This window comes from Azospirillum sp. TSH64, assembly GCF_003116035.1.
In the GTDB taxonomy this organism is placed as follows: domain Bacteria; phylum Pseudomonadota; class Alphaproteobacteria; order Azospirillales; family Azospirillaceae; genus Azospirillum.
The window spans coordinates 6294388-6311498 of the sequence record NZ_LGQW01000015.1; the positions used below are offsets into that span (position 1 = coordinate 6294388).

The following is a 17111-nucleotide window of genomic DNA, read 5'->3' on the forward strand; positions in this document are numbered from 1 at the left end:
GTCAGCGCGTTCTGAGACCGATGAGGGCACGCCCGGCGGCGCTGAGCGCGTCGCCGAGCGTCCCGCCCGGTTCCGGGCAGACCAGCCGCATCGACGGATACCAGGGCCGGCAGCCGGTGCCGAGCGCCGTCCAGTCCCCCGCCGGCCCGATCCGCCAGACCGGCACGCCCAGCGCGCCGGCCATCTCCGCCACCGAGGTTCCGGCGGAGATCACCAGATCCAGCGCCGCCGTCAGGGCGGCGGCACCATCCAGATCGTTTTTGAGGTCGAGCGGTGGGCGGTGGATCGCGATGCCGAAACGCCGTTCGGCGTCGGCGAGTTCGGCCTCGCACTCGTCATATTGCAGGCTGATCAGCCGCAGGCCGGGCAGGGTGAGAATCGGCGCCCAGTCGGTCAGCGGGGCGTAATTGGCGTCGCGCGCGGCACCGCGCAGGCCGCTGCGCCAGCAGAGACCGACGGTGAGGCTGGAGCCGCCGCCCCCCAACCACTCCCGCCACCGCTCTACCGCCGCCTCGTCGGCGCGCAGCCATCCGCCACGCTTCGCAAAGCCGGCCAGCCCCCAGCCCAGCCGCAACGGCAGCGACCCGGCCGGGATGTGACAGTCGGCATCCGCCGGATCCGCGGTCGCGGCGCGCACCGTCGCCTGTGGGAAGGAGCGCGCGAACAGCGCCACCAGCCGCGGCTCGCATTCCACGATGATCCGGCCCGCGGCTGCGGCTGCGCGTGCGATCAGACCGGGGTAGCAGGCGCTGTGCATCAGCTCGTCGCCGACTCCCTGCTCGCGCCAGACCAGCAGCGTCCGTCCCGCCAGGTCGCCGCCGTCCCAGGCGGGAATGCGGAAGCGGCGGTCGGGCAAGGCCTGTCCGGCGGCGAAGCGGGCCTCCAGCCCGGTCCAGCCGGTGTCGAGTTCCCCACGTGCCAGCGCCGCATAGCCGCGGTTGAAGGCGGCGAGCGTCAGGGTCGGGTCGTCCTCCACCGCCTGCCGGTAGGCAGCATCGGCCTCGACCGGACGGCCGGCGGCGTGCAGGGCGTTGCCCTGGTTGTAGCGCCACTCTGCCCGTCCGGGCTCCAGCGCCAGGGCGCGGCCCCAGCCCTTCAGCGCGGCATCGGGCCGGCCCTGCCGCTGGCGCAGATCGGCCAGCCCGGCCCAGCCGGCGCCGGCTCCGGGCGCAAACAGGATCACCCGCCACCAGGCCAGCCCGGCAGCATTGCCGTCGCCCGCCCGCTCCAGTGCCAGGGCGAGGTTGCCCAGCGTGGCGAGATCGCCGGGGCGGCCCTGGAGCGCCAGACGCAGATGGGCGACCGCCTCCGCCGGCCGGTCGAGCACCAGGACCGCCAGCCCCAGGTTGCTGATCGCCGCCGGGTCGCCGGGTCGCAGGCGCAAGGCCCGGCCGGCGGTGCGCTCCGCCTCGGCGGCATGGCCGGGGTTGCGCAGGGCCTCGGCCGACAGGGCGGTCCAGCCCTCCGCCGTCGCGGGGTCGAGGGCGAGCGCTCGCATGAAGAAGGGCCGGCCTTTCCCGCCCATCGCCTGCCGCGCCAGCCCGGCATTGATCCACAGCCCGGCATGGACGGGGGCGAGGCGCCGTGCCGCGTCGGTCGCCTCTGCCGCTTCGGCCGCCGCGCCGCGGGACAGCCGCAGGGCGCCGAGATTGCCGAGCGCCTCGACATCCTCGGGCGCCAGCGCCGCGGCGGCCTGCCAATCGGCCTCGGCGTCGGCGAGCGCGCCCATCTCCTGCCGGGCCAGGGCGCGGCGCTTGTGGCGGTCGGCGCTCGGCTCCGCCGCGATGGCGCGGGTCAGCAGGGTGTCGGCGATGTCGGGGCGGCCGGCCTGCTGGCCGAGCAGCGCGTAGCCTTCCAGCGCCGCCGGCATCTCGCCGCCCTGGTCGAGGATGCGCTGATAGGCCTTCTCCGCGTCCGGCCAGCGGCCCGACCCGTGCAGGTCGCGCGCTTCGGCCAGCCACTCCTCGATTGGCAGGGCAGAGGGCAGAGCAGGGGGGGGCAGAGCAGAGGGCGGAGCAGGGGCCAAGCGGCGCAATTCCGCCGCCATGCGCGCCAGCACGTCCGGCAACCCCTCGCCGGGGCGGGTGCTCCACAGCCGCATTGACGGGAACCAGGGGCGCACCCCGGTGCCGAGCGCCGTCCAGTCGCCGGCCGGGCCGAAGCGCCAGACCGGCACCCCGAGTGCGCCCGCCATCTCGCCGACGGAACTCGCCACCGTCACCACGAGGTCGAGGCCGGCGATCAGTGCCGCCACGCCTTCCAGATCGTTCTTCAGATCGGTGCCGGGCCAGCGATGGATGCGCAGGTCCAGTTGCGCCTCGACGGCGGCGATCTCCGCCTCGCGCCCGTCATATTGCAGGGTGACCGGGATCAGGCCGGGCAGGGTCAGCAGCGGCGCCCAGTCGGCGAGCGTGGTGTAGGAGGCCTTGCGCTCCCCCAGCATGTTCTGGCTGCCCCAGCAGAGGCCGACGCGCAGCCCCGGCCCCAGCGCCGCCAGCCGGTCGCGCCACTCCGCCAGCCGCAGCGGGTCGGGCGCCAGCCAGGAGGGCCGGGCGGGAAAGTCGGCGAGGCCGGGGCGCAGCAGCCGGGGCAGCGATCCCATCGGCAGATGCGCGCCGGCGTCGGCGGGGGCGGGATCTGCCGTCTGCGCTCGTACGGTGACGCCGGGAAGGGCGCGGCCGACCAGCCCGGTCAGGCGGGCATCGACCTCGACGACCAGCGTTTCCGGGCCGAGCCGCTCCGCAAGGTCGGGCAGGGCGGTGCCGAACATCAGCTCGTCGCCCAACCCCTGTTCGCGCCAGACCAGCAGGCGCGCCCCCGGAGTTCCGTCCCAGGCCGGCAGGGAAAAGCTGCGCCCGGCCGACACGCGGCGGGAGGCGAAGCGCGCCTCATACTCCTCCCAGCCTCCCGTCAGCCGGCCGCGCCCGAGCAGCCGCAGGGCGAGGTTCCAGCGGGCCAGCGCAAAGCCGGGCGCCTGGATCAGCGCCTGGGCGTAGAGCGCCTCCGCCTCGTCGCCGCGGCCCTGGGCCTCGCACAGCAGGGCGAGGTTCACCATGGCTTCGGCATCGCCGGGGGCGAGCCGCAGGGCCTCCAGATGCGCCGCCTCGGCCTCATTGGTGCGGCCGGTCTCCTTCAGCACGACGCCGAGATTGGTCAGGGCGGTGGCATGGCCGGGGTCGAGCCGCAGGGCATGGCGCAGCGCCGTTTCAGCCTCTGCATACTCATCCTGGGCCCGCAGCAGCGTGCCGAGATTGGCCGAGGCCTCGGCATAGCCGGCGTTCAGCTCCAACGCGCGGCGGTAATGGACGGCGGCCTCCGCCAGCCGGTCCTGCTCCTGGAGCGCGCTGCCCAGGCTGTTGTGCGCCTCGGCATAGGTTTCGCGGAGCGCGAGCGCGCGGCGGTATTCCGCCTCCGCCTCCGCCAGCCGGCCCAAAGCGTGCAGCGCGAGGCCGAGGTTGGCGTGCTGTTCGGCGACGCCGGGGCGGCGCGCGACGGCCTGCCCGATCAGGCGGACGGCCTCGGCATCCAGCCCGCGCTGGTGATGCAGCACGCCGATCAGGTGCAGCGCGTCGGCGTTCCGCCCGTCGGCGGCCAGCATGGCGCGATAGCCGCGCTCCGCCCCGTCCAGATCGCCGGCGCGGTGATGGGCCAGCGCCTCGCGCAGGAGGGCGGCCAGTCTGGACGAGAGCCTGGAGGCGGCGGAAGGCGGCATGGGGCGGTGGCCGGATCGGAAAGAACGTGGCGTTTCGATAGCATGAGTCGGCGGGATGGCGCGCAGGCAAAATCCCAAGAACATTTAAGGGGACTGGCGCGGCACATTTCATTCTGTATACTTGCGCTCAATTCGGTCCAGGCTAGGCTTCCTTGGCCAATATCCATCCAAAAGGCGTATATCTTGAGTAAGACTGCAATCATTGTCGATGACAGCAAGCTTTCGCGCATGCATGTGCGGGCCATGGTCTTGCGCAACAAGCCGGACTGGACGGTGGTCGAGGCTGCGAACGGCGGCGAACTCTTCACGACGTTGCAGGACACGCCGGTCGATGTTGCCATCATCGACTACAACATGCCCGGCGACAACGGCGTGGAGACCGCGGCCAAGCTGCGCCAGAGCCATCCGGGCATCCACATCGCCATCATCACCGCCAATGCCCAGGACGCGGTGGTGTCCGGCATCCGCGGCGTCGGCGCCGCCTTCATGCCCAAGCCGCTGGAGGAGGAGCAGGTCGTCCGCTTCCTGAACTCCACCGCCTTGCCGCCACGCCGCCCGACACAGCCGCAGCAGGAGTGACCGCGTCCCCATGCTGAGCGATCTGGAGCGCGACGCCCTGGCCGAACTGGGCAACATCGGCATCGGCCGGGCATCGACGGCGCTCGGCCGCATGCTGGGCGGGCTGGTGACCCTGTCGGTCCCGACGGTGGACATGGTGCCGCCGGACACGGTGGCCGGGCTGCTGGACCGGGCGCTGACGCCGCCGCTGGTGGGCATCTCGGAAACGCTGGGCGGCCTGTTCGCGGGCTGCGCCCTGCTGGTCTTCCCCCAGGCGGGCAGCATTGCCCTGGTGCGCGCCGCCCTGCCGCCCGAAATCCCCGCCGAGGAGGTGCCGGAGCTGGAGGACGAGGTGCTGTCGGAGTTGGGCAACGTCGTCCTGAACAGCGCGCTGGCGCTGGTCGCCAACCTGCTGGGCGAACCGGTCGACACCGGTCTGCCGGCGGTGTTCCGCGGCAATGCGGCGGAGGTGTTGCGGGGCTGTGCGGGAACGGCTCCGACGGCGGAGGGGGCCGCGGTGCTGTTCCACATCGATCTGCGCACCAGCCTGCCGGGCGGCGAAGGCGTCGTGGTCGGCGGGCGGGTGGTCCTGCTGCTCGACGCCGGCTCGGCCGGCGCGCTCCAGGCGACGCTCGGCCGCTACATCGGCCGGCTCGTGGCGTAACGGAAACAAGAACAACCGGCCGGTCGGACAGGCGGGTAAGGAAGACGGGTAAGGACCATGGCACTCATCAAGAAGACCAAGATCGATACGGCGCGCACCGCCCGGACCAGATCCGGCGCCGACGACGAGGGTCCGGACCGGTCCGCCGCCGCTGTCGAGTCCGCGCCGGCCGCCTCGGCAGCCGCCCCCCCGATGGCCGCCACGGGTGCGCCGCAGCGCCGCCGGGCGCGCGCCGATTCGCGCCGACGGCAGGCCGCCACCGGCATCGCCGCCGCCTCGACCGAGCTGGCCAGCGGCATCACCCAGGCGGCGTCGGCGGCGGAGGAACTGCGCCGGGCGATGGAGCAGATCGCCGCCGGAGCCGAGGAGTCGGCCGGCGCCACCCAGCAGTCGCAGCGCATGATCGGCCGCGCGTCGGAACTGCTGACCCGCTCGCGCAGCACGGCGGAGCAGGCGGTGCTGCGGGTCGAGGCGTTGCAGGCGACGCTGAAGGACGTCAGCGGCCAGATCCTGTCCTCCATCGAGGGCATCGTCCGCGCCGCCGAACGGCAGGAGGCCTCGGTGCGTCTGGTCCGCGACCTGGAAGCCCAGGCCCGCGAGATCGGCACCATTGTGCAGAGCGTCGCCGCCATCGCCGACCAGACCAATCTGCTGGCGCTGAACGCCGCCATCGAGGCGGCCCGCGCCGGGGAGGCCGGCAAGGGCTTCGCCGTCGTCGCCGACGAGGTGCAGGCGCTGGCCGAACGGTCGGAGCGCAGCGCCAACGACATCCAGTCGATGGTCGGGGAAATCCAGGATGCGGTGGCCGCCATCGCCGCCGGCATCGTCGCCTCGTCGGACGCGGCCAAGGCGGAAGTGGAGCGCGGCCGCAGGATCGTCGAGCAGCTGGAAGGCGTGCGGTCGGACATGTCGACCCTGGTCCAGGGCGCGCAGGAGACGATCCGCGCCGCTGTCGAGGCCGATCAGGCGGCGCGCGAGGCCCTGCGCGGGGCCGAGACCATCGCCGCCAGCGCCGAGGAACAGTCCGCCGCCGCCGAGGAGGCGCTGCGGACCGCGGGCGAGCAGGCGGTGGCCCTGGCCCAGAGCCAGCGCGCCGCCGGCCAGCTGTCCGAGGTGGCCGAGGATCTGGATGGCACCGCAGACCTCGCCGCCACCGCCGACGAGCTGGCGTCGGCCGCCGAGGAGCTGTCGGCCGCCATCGAGGAGATCAACCGCGGGGCGGCCCAGATCATGACCGCCATCGGCCAGATCTCCGGCGGGGCGCAGTCGCAGAGTGCCGCCACCCACCAGCTTGCCTCCGCCATCGCGGAAATCGACGCGGCGGCGACGCTGGCCGCCGGCCGGGCCGGCGAGTCGGTGGAACGCTGCACCGCGATGGAAGGGCTGCTGGGCGAGACGCGGGACACCATCGGCCGGCTTGCCGACGGCATGCTGGAGGCGGTGGAGTCTTCCCGCCGGGCCGGGGACCGGCTGGACGCGCTGGACCGGATCGGCCGGCGCATCGACAAGGTGGTGGACGCCATCGCCACCGTCGCCATCCAGACCGGCATGCTGGCGGTCAGCGGCTCCATCGAGGCGGCGCGGGCGGGCGAGTTCGGCCGCGGCTTCACCGTGGTCAGCGGCGACATCCGCAAGCTGGCCGGCGACAGCGCCGACAGTGCGGAGCGGGTGAAGGACATCGTCCGCGACATCCAGGACCAGATGCTGCGGGTGCGCCGCGACGTGGAGGAGGGGTCGGCCACCGCGGTGACGGAGATCGCGCGGCACCGCGCCTTCGGCGTCACCCTGACCGCCAGCGCGCAGGAGCTGCGGGTGGTCACCGCCGGCAGCCGCGAAATCCTGGAGGCCGCCACCGAGACGACCATGGCGCTCCGCGAGACCCGCGTCGGGGTGGAGCAGGTGGCCACCGCCGCCGCCGCCGCGAACCTCGCCGGCACCGAAGCGGCCAAGGCGGCGCGCGAGCAGGCGAAGGGTGCCGAGGAACTGGCGTCGGCGATCGAGGAGATCGCGGCGATGGCCGACAGCCTGCTGGGCGCGGTTTGACCGCCGTGGCCGGGCGCGCGCCAGGGGAGACGGACGGGGAGACGGGCGGCGCTCTCGACTTCGTCACGGTGACGGTCGCCGACCTGCGCCTTGCCCTGCCGCTGCCGGCGGTCCGCGCGGTGATCCGGTTGCCGGAACTGGTGCGCATCCCGCTGGGGCCGCCCAGCCTGGACGGGCTGGCGCACTGGCATGGCGACGCGGTGCCGGTGCTGGACCTCGCCACGGCGTTGGGCAGGCCGGGCGGCGCGGAGCCGACGCGGGAGACGCGGGTGGTGCTGGTCGGGCATCGCAGCCAGATGGGCGGCCAGACGACGGTGGGGCTGCGGGTGGATGCGATGGCCGGCATCCTGCGCAGCAATCCCGACCGCATCGATCCGGTGACGCAGGAGGAGGGCGGGCTCGACCCCGCCCTGCTGGACGGCCTGCTGCGTGACGGCCCGGCGACCATCCTGAAGCTGGATGCGCTGATCGACAGCCAGTTCGGCGATCCGGCGGAGACGGAGCGGACGGACCGGGGCTCAACCTCCGCGGCGGCCGGCTTCGGTCCCGTGCCGGCCGGGGGAAGTGGTGCCGCGGGCGGTATCAAGGGCACTGTCGACCGGCAGGCCCTGCTGGTCTTCGAGGTGTCGGGACAGGAATTCGCCCTGCCGGTGGATCGGGTGCGCGAGGTTTTGCCGGCCCCGCGCGAGGTCACGCGCATGGCGCGGTCCAGGGCGCACCTGCTGGGCGTGATGGCGGTGCGCGACCGGCTGCTGCCGCTGGTGGGCCTGCGCGCCCTGTTCGGGCTGGAGGCTGGCGAAGGGCAGGACTCCAGTGGATTGGCGGCCGGGCGCCGCGTCGTCGTGGTGCGCTCCGGCAATGGGCAGGCGCCGGTCGGCGTGCTGGTGGACGAGGTGCGCGAGATCCTGCGGCTCGACCCGGCGCTGATCGACCCGGTGCCGCCGCTGCTCGCCCGCGAGCCGGAATTCGAGGATCTGGACGGCATCGCCAGAGCGGATGGCGGGGCTGGCGGCGTGTCCGGTGGTGGGCGGCGGCTGGTGTCGGTGCTGTCGGCGGAGCGGCTGTTCCGCCATGGCGCCGCATTCGGGACAGGGGCGGGCGCTGCGGAGGCGGACGGGGAAGGGGACGGGATGGAACCGGCGCAGCCTGCGGATGGCTCCAACGGGATCGGCGGTGCGGGGGAACGCTTCGTCGTCTTCCGCCTTGCCGGGGCGGAATATGGCCTGCCGGTCTCCGCCGTGCGCGAGGTGTTGCGCCGGCCCGACAGCATCACGCCATTGCCCAATGCGCCCGACTTCGTCGCCGGCGTGCTGACCCTGCGCGGCGAGGTGCTGCCGCTGATCGACCAGCGCCGGCTGCTGGCGCTGCCGGCCGCCGACAGCAAGAGCGGACCAGCCGGGCTGGAGCGCGGGCGGGTGGTGGTGGTCGGGCGCGACGGGCTGCTGGTCGGGCTGCTGGTCGACGGGCTGTCCGGCCTGCTGACCGTCCCGGCGGATCGGATCGGTCCGGCCCCGGCGGTGTCGGCGGCGCAGCGCCGGCTGATCCGCCGGGTGGCGACGCTGGATGCGGCAGGGGATATGGCCGGGGATGTGGCCGGTGCCGCCCGCCTGATCCTGCTGATGGAGGCGGACAGCCTGCTCGACATGGACCGACTGGCGGAGCTGCCCGTTACCCCGCGGTGACGGACGGATGGGGGGGCGGCGTGCTGACGGTTCTGGTGGTGGACGATTCCGCGCTGATGCGCCGGCGCATCGCGGATCTGCTGGTCGAGGCCGGTTTCCGGGTGGAGACCGCGGCGACGGGAGAGGAGGCGCTGGCGCGCCTGCCGGAGGTCGATCCGGATGTGGTGACGCTGGACATCACCATGCCCGGCATGGACGGGCTGACCTGCCTTGCCCGCATCATGGTGGAGCACCCCAAGCCGGTCGTCATGGTCTCCGCCCTCACCGGGGCGGGGGCGGGCGAGACGCTGGAGGCGCTGCGGCTGGGGGCGGTGGAGGCGGTGCAGAAGCCGGCCGCCGGCTCCATCGGCCGCATCGGCGAGGAGCTGGTGGAGACGGTGCGCGCCGCCGCATCCTCCCGCCCGCGCCGGGTGCGTGGTCTGCGCGAACGGCTGCGCCTGGCCCGCGCCCGCATCGCGGGTGAGGATTTCGTGGCGCCCGCACCGCCGGCGGCGCCCTCCGTGGCGGTGGATGGCGAGGTCGAGGGCGTGGTGCTGGTCGGCGTGTCCACCGGCGGGCCCAGCACGCTGGAGGACATCCTGCCGCTGCTGCCGGCCGGCTTCCCCTGGCCGGTGGTGGTGGCGCAGCATATGCCGGCCGCCTTCACCGCGACGCTGGCGCGGCGGCTGGACGAGATGTGCGCGCTGAGCGTGGTGGAGGTGGAGCGGGCGACGGTGCTGGAGCCGGGCACGATCTGCATCGCCCGCGGCGGTGCCGACGTGGAGCTGGCGCGGCGCGGCGGACGCTTGCAGGCGGTCTGCGTGCCGTCCTCGCCCGACCGGCCCTGGCACCCCAACGCCGACCGGCTGGTGACCAGCGCCATGCGGCTGCTGCCGCCGGAGCGGCTGGTCGGCGTGCTGCTGACCGGCATGGGCAACGACGGGGCGGCGTCCATGGCGGAGCTTCATGCCCGCGGCGGCCGCACCATCGCGGAATCGGAGGACAGCGCGGTGGTCTTCGGCATGCCGCAGGATCTGATCCGGCGCGGCGGTGCCGGCGTCGTGCTGCCGTCGGACCGGATCGCCGGCCAACTGACCCGCTGGCTGTCGCCCGCCGCGCGGCGGACCGAAAGGACTAGGGAGTGACGCCATGGGACTTGTGAAGAAGAAGGCCGCTCCGGAGGTCTCCCCGGCCGCCGCCGGGGGGGTGCGCGATCCGCTGGCCGCGCTGGAGGATGCCGGCGCCGCTGTCCGCCGCGATGCCGCCCACGGGCTGGGCCACAGCCCGCCGCCGGGTGCCGAAGCGGCGCTCGCCCGCCGGCTTCAGGCGGAGGGCGACGCCGGCGTGCGCGAGGCCATCCTGACGGCGCTCGCCCGCATCGCCACGCCTGCGGCGGCGGCGGTCCTCGTCCCCTTCCTCGACCGCGAGGATGCGGCCTTGCGCAACGCGGCGCTGGAAAGCCTGCAGCAGATGCCGGCGGAGGTCGCCGCCCCGGCGCTGCTGCCGTTGCTCGACCATGCCGACACCGATCTACGCATCTTCGCGGTGCAGGGGCTGGGAAGCCTCGTCCATCCGGACCGCGCCGACTGGCTGGCACGGGTGATGGAGCGCGATCGCGACGTGAATGTCGGCCTCGCCGCGGTGGAGGCGCTGGCCGAGGCCGGCAGCCCGGAAGCGCTGTCCAGCCTGGAGACCCTGGCCCGCCGCTTCCCCGACGACGCCTTCGTCGCCTTCGCCGTCGATGCCGCGCGTTCGAGCTTCGGCGGACGGTGAACGGAGTGAGCGAAACCGACCCGCAAGGCCTGTCGCCGGAGGATTATGCGACCCTGTGCGGCTTCCTGCGGGACCGCACCGGCCTGTCCTTCACCGAGGCCAAGCGCTATTTCGTCGACCGCCGCGTCGCCGCCCGCATGCAGGCGGTCGGGGCGACGGATCTGCGCGCCTACATGAACCTGCTGCGCTTCCAGGCGTCGGGGGAGGAGCTTCAGCGGCTCGTCAACCTGATGACGGTGAACGAGACCTATTTCTTCCGCGAAAAATACCAGTTCGACTGCCTGGTGAATTCCGCCCTCGACGAGCTGGTGCGCGGGCGGCCGAAGGGGTCGCGGCTGCGCATCTGGTCGGCCGGCTGCGCCACCGGGGAGGAGCCCTATTCCATCGCCATCATGCTGCTGGAGAACTGGAGCCGGGTGGACGATTACGAGATCGAGCTGCTGGCGTCCGACATCGACAGTGCGGTGCTGGAGCGCGCGCGCGAAGGCATCTATGACGAGCGCGCCCTGCAAGGGCTGCCGGCGCATCTGCGCGCCAAATATTTCCAGCCCCTGCGCGGGGCGGCCGACGATTGGGGACCGCGCTGGCAGATCGTCGAGGATTTGCGGGACTCGGTCGATTTCTCGCTGGTCAACCTCGCCGACCCGCAGCAGGTCCGCGGTTTCCGCGGGATCGACGTGATCTTTTGCCGCAACCTGCTGATCTATTTCGACGATCTTGGCCGACGGGAGACCGCGAGCATGTTCCACGATGCCCTGGCGCCGGGCGGCTTCGTCTGTCTCGGCCATTCGGAAAGCATGAGCCGCATGTCCTCGCTGTTCGTGCCGCGCCGCTTCCCCGACGCCATCCTTTACCAGAAGCCGGTCGACGGGGGTGCCGCATGAGCGCGAACCATACCGGTGGGCCGCGCGTCCTGGTGGTGGACGACGCCGTGACCGTGCGCGCCTTCAGCCGCCGCGTGCTGGAGGGCGCCGGCTTCGTGGTGGACGAGGCGGTGAACGGCATCGAGGGGCTGGAGCGCGCCATGGCCGTCGTGCCCGACCTGGTGATCGTCGACGTCAACATGCGCAAGATGGACGGCTACACCATGCTGCGCGTCCTGCGCCGCGATCCGGCGCTGCGCGACGTGCCGGCCATCATGATCAGCACCGAATCGAAGGACAGCGACCGCGAGCAGGCCCTGCTGGCCGGTGCCAACTGGTACATCGTCAAGCCGCCGCGGCCGGAGGTGCTGGTGGAGGCGGCGCGGCTGCTGACAGGGCAACCTCTCACCACGGAGGGCGTGCCATGAGCGAGCTGTTCGACCAGTTCGTCGTCGAGGCGCAGGAGCTGCTGGAGACGGCCGGCGGCGCGCTTCTGGCACTGGAGCGCGATCCCGCCGACCGCGCGTCGGTGGACGAGCTGTTCCGCGCCTTCCACACGCTGAAGGGGGCGAGCGGCCTGTTCGACATGGCGCCCTTCACCCGGCTGGTCCATGTCGGGGAGGACACGCTGTCGCTGCTGCGCGACGGCCGGCGCGGCATGACGCCGGAGCTGGCCGACCGGCTGTTCCGCGCGCTCGACCAGTGCGCCCGCTGGGTGGCGGCGCTGGAGGACACCGGCGCCCTGCCCGCCGACGCGGCGCAGGCATCGGAGACGCTGGTCCGCGGGCTGTCCGGAGTGTCTGCGGAGGGGGCGGCCGGTGGCGGCGAGGCCGCCGGGGAGACGGACGCCTTCCCCTGGGTGGCGGCGCTGGCCGGCGAGGACCGGGAGGCGGTTGGGGTGGCCGGCGGCGTGCTGACCGCCATCGACTACAGGCCCGATCCGGACTGCTTCTTCACCGGCGACGATCCGCTGGCCCTGTTCCGGCGGGTCCCCGACCTGCGGTGGCTCCGGATCGAGCCGGCCGAGCCGCTGCCGCCCCTGGCGCAGTTGGACCCCTACCGCTGCCTGCTGCGCTTCCGCGCGCTGAGCGGGGCCGGGGTGGAGGCGGTGGCGCCGGCCTTCCGCAGCGTTCCCGATCAGGTGCGGATCGGCAGCGTCACACTGATGCCTGCTGCGGCGCCCCCCGCGGCACCGCCCTCCGCCAAGCCGATCACCATGGCGCCGCCGGGCTCGCTGGCGGCGGCGATGCTGGAGGAGCAGGCGCGCATTCTCGATCTGCCCGGCAGCGCTGCCGAACGCCAATCCCGCAACGCCGCGGTGACGCGTGCGGTCACCGCGATCCTGACCGCGCTGGGCCGGTCGGCCGACCGGGCCGTCGTGGCGGCGGCCTGCGTCGATTCCAGGACGTTGCGCCGCTTCCTGGCCGACGGGCCTCCGGAAAAGGACCCTGCGGAAAAACCCGCCGCTGCCGAGGCGCGGCCCGCCTCCCCGCGCCGTGCCCTGCGGGTGGAGCCGGAGCGGATGGACGCGCTGATGGCGCTGGTCGGCGAGCTGTCGGTGGTGAAGGGGCAGTTGGAACCGCTGGTCCGTCGCGTCGGGGACGGCGAGCTGACGCGCGACATGAAGGCCTTCTCCGCCCGGCTGGACAGCCTGGTCGGCGACCTGCGCCATGCGGCGCTGCGCCTGCGGCTGCTGCCGCTTGCCCGCGTGTTCGATCCGCTGCCCCGGCTGGTGCGCGACACCGCCCGCCGGCTGGACAAGACGGTCGAGCTGGTGCTGGACGGGGCGGAGACGGAGGCCGACAAGGACATCCTCGACGTGCTGGGCGAGCCGTTGCTGCATCTGGTGCGCAACGCAATCGACCACGGCATCGAGGCGCCGGAGCGCCGGGCCGCGTCGGGCAAGCCACCGGGCGGCACCTTGCGGGTCCATGCCTTCCAGGACAAGGGTGGGGTGGTGGTGGAGGTGTCGGACGACGGCGCCGGCATCGACCCGGCGGCGATGCGCAAGGCCGCCGTCGCCAAGGGGCTGCTCGCCCCGGATGCCGCCGCGGCGCTCGGCGACGACGAGGCCGTGCGGCTGGTCTTCGCCCCCGGCTTCAGCACCGCCGGCAGCGTGTCCGACCTGTCGGGCCGCGGGGTCGGCATGGATGCGGTGCGGGCGGCGGTGGAACGGGCCGGCGGCCGGGTGGAGATCGCCTCGACCCCCGGCAGCGGCACGCGGGTGCGGCTGGCGCTGCCGCTGACGCTCAGCATCACCCGGGTCGTGGTGGTGGAGGCGGCGGGATCCTTCTACGGCATCCCGGTGGCGGTGGTCGGCGGCGTCCAGCGGGTGCCGCGTGCCGAGATCCGCGGGGTGAAGCGGGCGGAAAGCGTTGTGCTGCGCGACCGGGTGGTGCCGCTGGTCCGTCTGCGACGCCTGCTGGGCCAGCCCCCCGATGACGGGCACGGGCACGGGCATGGGGACGGGCATCGGGACGGGCGGAGCGGCGGGGCCGACTGCGTCGTGCTCGCCGAACTGGGCGACGGGCCGGTCGCCGTGGCGGTGGACGATGTCGGCGAGCGTGCCGACGTGGTGCTGCGTCCGATGAGCGGGGTTCTGCGGGGCTTACGCGGCTATGCCGGCACGGCGGTGCTGGGCGACGGCCGGCTGATCCTGGTGCTCGATCTGCGGGAGCTGTTGTGATGCCGATCCGTTATGACGCCGACCTCGCCCGCTTCGAGGCCGCCTGCACCGTCGAGGACGCCCTGCCGCTTGCCGAATGGCTGGAGGCGACGGCGGCGCCGCGCGTCGATCTGTCGGCTTGCACCGACCTGCACACAGCACTGCTGCAACTGCTGCTGGCGGCGCGGCCGACGGTGACGGCGGGCCCGGAGGACGCGTTTCTGGCGCGCTGGGTCGGCCCCGCTCTGGGCGTCCCCCCCTCCCCAGGGGGAAAACCTGCTTAGAACTGGCCCTTGGGAATCCGGTAGATGTCCGGGTTTCCGGGGTTGGAAATGTAGGACAGGGACAGGGCCGCGGGGGTCAGGGTCTTTCTGTCGCCAGTCTGCTCGACCGGGCCGGACAGGGTCAGGATCGTCGCCGGACCCTGGGTGGTGATGCCCCGGAACAGCATCACCGATCCATCGGGAAGCACGGCGTCCACCGCCGATTTCTGCGGATCGTACCCCGCGCCGAGCAGATAAGTCTTCAGCAGCTGCGCTGTCCCCAGGAGTTGCTCCGCGGTGGCCGGCACACCGGCGACCGCCCCCCAGCCGACATTGATCTGGATGAGTGTCTTGCTCTTGTGACCGAGGATGTAGGCCAGCTTCGCCTTGCCGGTGTCCGGCAGAAGATCGGGCACGGTCACCGAGATGCTGGTGGTGCGCTCGATCTTGTTCTGCTCGACCGCGATGTCGGGGCGATTGACTTTGAAGTCCTTCTGGATGGCCGCGATGACCTGCGCCTCGGTCATTCCGAAGGTGGCGCTGCGAAAGCCGGTGACGACCGCGGCGCCGGGCTGTTCCGCCGGTGTCGCTTCGGCAGCGCCGGTGGCGGAGGCGGAAAGCCCCAGGACACCGATCAGCATCGCCACGGATGCCAGACGGCGGCACCTCAATGAAGAAAAGAACGCCATGGACGACAACTTTCTGCGTGAAATGGCATCAGGCCAGCGACCGGGCGACCAGTTCCGGCCACCGGTGCAGCGAGAAAAGATGCGCATAAATCAAAGCCAGCCAGCCCTTGCGCTGCCAGTCGAGCAACTGGTCGTCGGGCAGTCGGCCCAGCTTTTCCTCGTCGACCACCTGGAACCCGTCGGCGCGTGCCTGGGCCCCGTTGCTCAGGCTGATCTGCGCGGCCTTTTCCGTCAGGACGCCGGCTTCGACGATGGCCTTCACGAAGGCAGCGCCTGTCCGCGCCTCGTTCCGGAAGGTGGCGCAGAAGCTCAAGGCCTGACGCGTCGCATCCGTCGGCTGGTCGCCGTCGAACAGCGGCACGTCCTGGTCCGGGCCGATCAGCGTGCTGTCCGGGTCATAGCCGAGGGCCGAGCTGTCGCTGTCGGGAAGATCGATGAAAATGAACGGGTAGCGGCGAACATAGGCCGGCACGTAGCAGCCCGCCTTCCACCGGCCGTCGGCATCGACGAACAGGTTCTCGTCGGTCTTGATGCCGACCACCGCCACCGCATCGACGGTGGCCCCGGAGGTGAAGACGATCGGATAGTCGGCGAGCGCGGCGCCGAACTCATTGGCAAGCAGCGGGATCAGGCTGGTTTGGCGCGCGAAGGCGGCGGTCGGCGCCGAAGCAAGGCGCAGGCCCCGGTCACGGGCCGGATCGAGGGAAAACACCCTGTTGTAGAACAAGGGCATCTGGATACGCTGCGATTCCGAAGATGCGGACGGCTGCTCGGTCATTCATAACCTGATTGGTTGGGTGCGCCTCGGCCTGCCGGGAACCGCCGGACTCTGCCGGGATATGCCGGATCCGACAGGATTTCACGCACCGGAGTCCGCCGAAGCGGACTGTGGATGGTCGATAACGCTCCAGGGTCGGTCCGGTGCCTAACCGACTCATCGGACGAACTCCGACCTCCAACATCCGCCTGTCAGCGGCCGAGATTGGCAATTTCCACCCGGCGGTTCTTGCCGTCCTTGGGATTGCGCGGATCGAGGGGCATCTCGGAGCCGTAGCCCGCGGTCTGCAGGCGGTCAGGCGAAATGCCGAAGCGGCTGCTGAGATACTCCTTGACCGCATTGGCGCGGCGGGCCGAAAGCTGCTTGTTGTAGGTGGGGCTGCCGACAGCGTCGGTGTGGCCGCCAATCCGGAAGCGATAGCCCTTCAGGTCGGACGTCGTCAGCGCCTGGCCCAGTAGATCGAGCACCTCCGTCGCGGAGGGGAGCAGGGTGGCCGAGTTGAACTCGAACTCGACCTTGAAGTCGAGCTTGCGCATCTGCGAGGACGGCTCGGCCGCCGCCGAATTGTTGGTGCCGTTCGCCAAGTTCAGGCCGCGCTCCACACCCGGCTTGGGGCGGGCGTTGCTGACTGCGGACTGCTGGGTCGGTGTCAGCGCGTCCACGATGCCGTTGACGGACATCGGCGCTTCCCCGGCGCCGGCGGCCAACGCCGCACCGGACCAGGCAACCATGATCGCGACAGCGACGGCCTTCATCTGCATCCCTTTCGGCTGGAACATAGCTGGGCCAATTCTCTCTGTATGCGTGTGAACGGAAGCTGGGAAAACTATATCCTAAATTTGCGAGAACTTCTACCCGGAAGAGTTGGTCATGGCGACTTTGCCTATTCCATAAAGGATGGATTGGATGGATATGCGGCAACCGCTCAGGGAATCATCGTCGTCGACTGGCCCGGATTGACGATGGAGATCACGCCGGCCCAGGCGCACATGCATTTGGATGGAGTGTCGAGTGCCGGCGCGTTGTCCAGAATGACCGTCGGCGCGCCGGGAGCCCACGGGACCGGGGTGTTGGGAATGCAGGGCATGGGCGTCAGCACCCCCATGGCGGCGGCGGTGGCCGAGGCGACCGCCGGGTTGGCGAGGCTGCTGCACATCCCGAACGGCAGGATGTTGACCATGGGCTGATGGTCCATGATGTTGGCTGCCGGCTGGTTGCCGGCCATCGTCCGATGCACCGGCAGCACCACCAGCGTCGATGGCGCCATGCCGAAACTGCACTGAAGCGTGGCTCCGTTCACGACCTGCATCGGCATGTCGGCTGCTTCCTCTTTGAAATGGGCATTCGCAAAAGACGGCTGCTTGCGGACACGTCGGACGAAGGCCGGCTCTCAGCTTTTCCGTGCGCTTCACGCTTCATGCTTCACGCGGCTCCGCTTCCAC

At 72.0% G+C, this 17111-nt stretch carries 15 protein-coding genes; 10 read left to right on the forward strand and 5 right to left on the reverse strand.

The features are described from left to right. Position 1: 1 nt before the first annotated feature. Positions 2-3712, reverse strand: coding sequence for a tetratricopeptide repeat protein (locus TSH64_RS29860; protein WP_109450605.1), 3711 nt, complete (start codon positions 3710-3712; stop codon positions 2-4). A gap of 183 nt (positions 3713-3895) precedes the next feature. Between TSH64_RS29860 and TSH64_RS29865 the strand changes: the two genes are divergently transcribed. Genes TSH64_RS29865 through TSH64_RS29910 form a run of 10 tightly spaced genes read left to right on the forward strand, consistent with a single transcriptional unit; the run spans position 3896 to position 14223 of the window. Continuing rightward, entirely contained in the window at positions 3896-4291 is a 396-nt protein-coding gene (locus TSH64_RS29865) for a response regulator (protein ID WP_109450607.1), read from the forward strand. Positions 4292-4301: 10 nt separating this feature from the next. Then, positions 4302-4934, forward strand: a complete 633-nt coding sequence (locus TSH64_RS29870) for a chemotaxis protein CheC (RefSeq protein WP_109450610.1) — start codon at positions 4302-4304, stop codon at positions 4932-4934. 57 nt (positions 4935-4991) lie between these two features. Next, complete coding sequence (locus TSH64_RS29875; RefSeq protein ID WP_109450612.1) at positions 4992-6977, forward strand: methyl-accepting chemotaxis protein; 1986 nt, start codon at positions 4992-4994, stop codon at positions 6975-6977. Positions 6978-6982: 5 nt separating this feature from the next. Continuing rightward, on the forward strand, positions 6983-8659 hold the full coding sequence (locus TSH64_RS29880; RefSeq protein ID WP_247873216.1) for a chemotaxis protein CheW: 1677 nt from the start codon (positions 6983-6985) through the stop codon (positions 8657-8659). A 20-nt stretch (positions 8660-8679) separates the two neighbouring features. After that, positions 8680-9783 carry a chemotaxis-specific protein-glutamate methyltransferase CheB gene (gene cheB, locus TSH64_RS29885; RefSeq protein ID WP_109450616.1) on the forward strand — a complete coding sequence of 368 codons (1104 nt, stop codon included), beginning with the start codon at positions 8680-8682 and terminating at the stop codon, positions 9781-9783. Positions 9784-9787: 4 nt separating this feature from the next. After that, positions 9788-10411: a HEAT repeat domain-containing protein gene (locus tag TSH64_RS29890; protein WP_109450618.1), complete on the forward strand. Its 624-nt coding sequence runs from the start codon at positions 9788-9790 to the stop codon at positions 10409-10411. A 5-nt stretch (positions 10412-10416) separates the two neighbouring features. Further along, positions 10417-11295: a protein-glutamate O-methyltransferase CheR gene (locus tag TSH64_RS29895; RefSeq protein ID WP_109450620.1), complete on the forward strand. Its 879-nt coding sequence runs from the start codon at positions 10417-10419 to the stop codon at positions 11293-11295. Beyond that, on the forward strand, positions 11292-11702 hold the full coding sequence (locus TSH64_RS29900; protein WP_109450622.1) for a response regulator: 411 nt from the start codon (positions 11292-11294) through the stop codon (positions 11700-11702). The genes TSH64_RS29895 and TSH64_RS29900 overlap by 4 nt, the downstream gene beginning before the upstream one ends. After that, entirely contained in the window at positions 11699-13960 is a 2262-nt protein-coding gene (locus tag TSH64_RS29905; RefSeq protein WP_109450624.1) for a chemotaxis protein CheA, read from the forward strand. Before TSH64_RS29900 ends, TSH64_RS29905 begins: the two co-directional genes overlap by 4 nt. Further along, positions 13960-14223 (forward strand): hypothetical protein, encoded by a 264-nt coding sequence (locus TSH64_RS29910; RefSeq protein WP_109450626.1) that lies wholly within the window; start codon positions 13960-13962, stop codon positions 14221-14223. Before TSH64_RS29905 ends, TSH64_RS29910 begins: the two co-directional genes overlap by 1 nt. Here TSH64_RS29910 and TSH64_RS29915 read toward each other — a convergent pair. From TSH64_RS29915 to TSH64_RS29930, 4 genes are all read right to left on the reverse strand, one after another. Continuing rightward, positions 14220-14843, reverse strand: coding sequence for a hypothetical protein (locus TSH64_RS29915; protein ID WP_109450628.1), 624 nt, complete (start codon positions 14841-14843; stop codon positions 14220-14222). The two genes, TSH64_RS29910 and TSH64_RS29915, sit on opposite strands and share 4 nt — an antisense overlap. Positions 14844-14919: 76 nt before the next feature. Further along, positions 14920-15669 carry a SapC family protein gene (locus TSH64_RS29920; RefSeq protein WP_109450630.1) on the reverse strand — a complete coding sequence of 250 codons (750 nt, stop codon included), beginning with the start codon at positions 15667-15669 and terminating at the stop codon, positions 14920-14922. A 191-nt stretch (positions 15670-15860) separates the two neighbouring features. Continuing rightward, a complete protein-coding gene (locus TSH64_RS29925) occupies positions 15861-16424 on the reverse strand; it encodes an OmpA family protein (protein ID WP_158285431.1) in 564 nt (187 codons plus the stop codon). Between the two features lie 170 nt (positions 16425-16594). Beyond that, the gene (locus TSH64_RS29930; RefSeq protein WP_109450635.1) at positions 16595-16984 is read right to left on the reverse strand and encodes a DUF4280 domain-containing protein; all 390 of its coding nucleotides are present in this window, start codon (positions 16982-16984) and stop codon (positions 16595-16597) included. Positions 16985-17111 lie beyond the last annotated feature (127 nt).

Bases quoted from the DNA above. Each gene is read 5' to 3' on its own strand.
- TSH64_RS29910 (WP_109450626.1), top strand. From the start codon at position 13,960: ATGCCGATCCGTTATGACGCCGACCTCGCCCGCTTCGAGGCCGCCTGC.
- TSH64_RS29920 (WP_109450630.1), bottom strand. From the start codon at position 15,669: ATGACCGAGCAGCCGTCCGCATCTTCGGAATCGCAGCGTATCCAGATG.
- TSH64_RS29870 (WP_109450610.1), top strand. From the start codon at position 4,302: ATGCTGAGCGATCTGGAGCGCGACGCCCTGGCCGAACTGGGCAACATC.
- TSH64_RS29930 (WP_109450635.1), bottom strand. From the start codon at position 16,984: ATGCCGATGCAGGTCGTGAACGGAGCCACGCTTCAGTGCAGTTTCGGC.
- TSH64_RS29890 (WP_109450618.1), top strand. From the start codon at position 9,788: ATGGGACTTGTGAAGAAGAAGGCCGCTCCGGAGGTCTCCCCGGCCGCC.
- TSH64_RS29875 (WP_109450612.1), top strand. From the start codon at position 4,992: ATGGCACTCATCAAGAAGACCAAGATCGATACGGCGCGCACCGCCCGG.
- TSH64_RS29900 (WP_109450622.1), top strand. From the start codon at position 11,292: ATGAGCGCGAACCATACCGGTGGGCCGCGCGTCCTGGTGGTGGACGAC.
- TSH64_RS29915 (WP_109450628.1), bottom strand. From the start codon at position 14,843: ATGCTGATCGGTGTCCTGGGGCTTTCCGCCTCCGCCACCGGCGCTGCC.
- TSH64_RS29860 (WP_109450605.1), bottom strand. From the start codon at position 3,712: ATGCCGCCTTCCGCCGCCTCCAGGCTCTCGTCCAGACTGGCCGCCCTC.
- TSH64_RS29905 (WP_109450624.1), top strand. From the start codon at position 11,699: ATGAGCGAGCTGTTCGACCAGTTCGTCGTCGAGGCGCAGGAGCTGCTG.
- TSH64_RS29925 (WP_158285431.1), bottom strand. From the start codon at position 16,424: ATGAAGGCCGTCGCTGTCGCGATCATGGTTGCCTGGTCCGGTGCGGCG.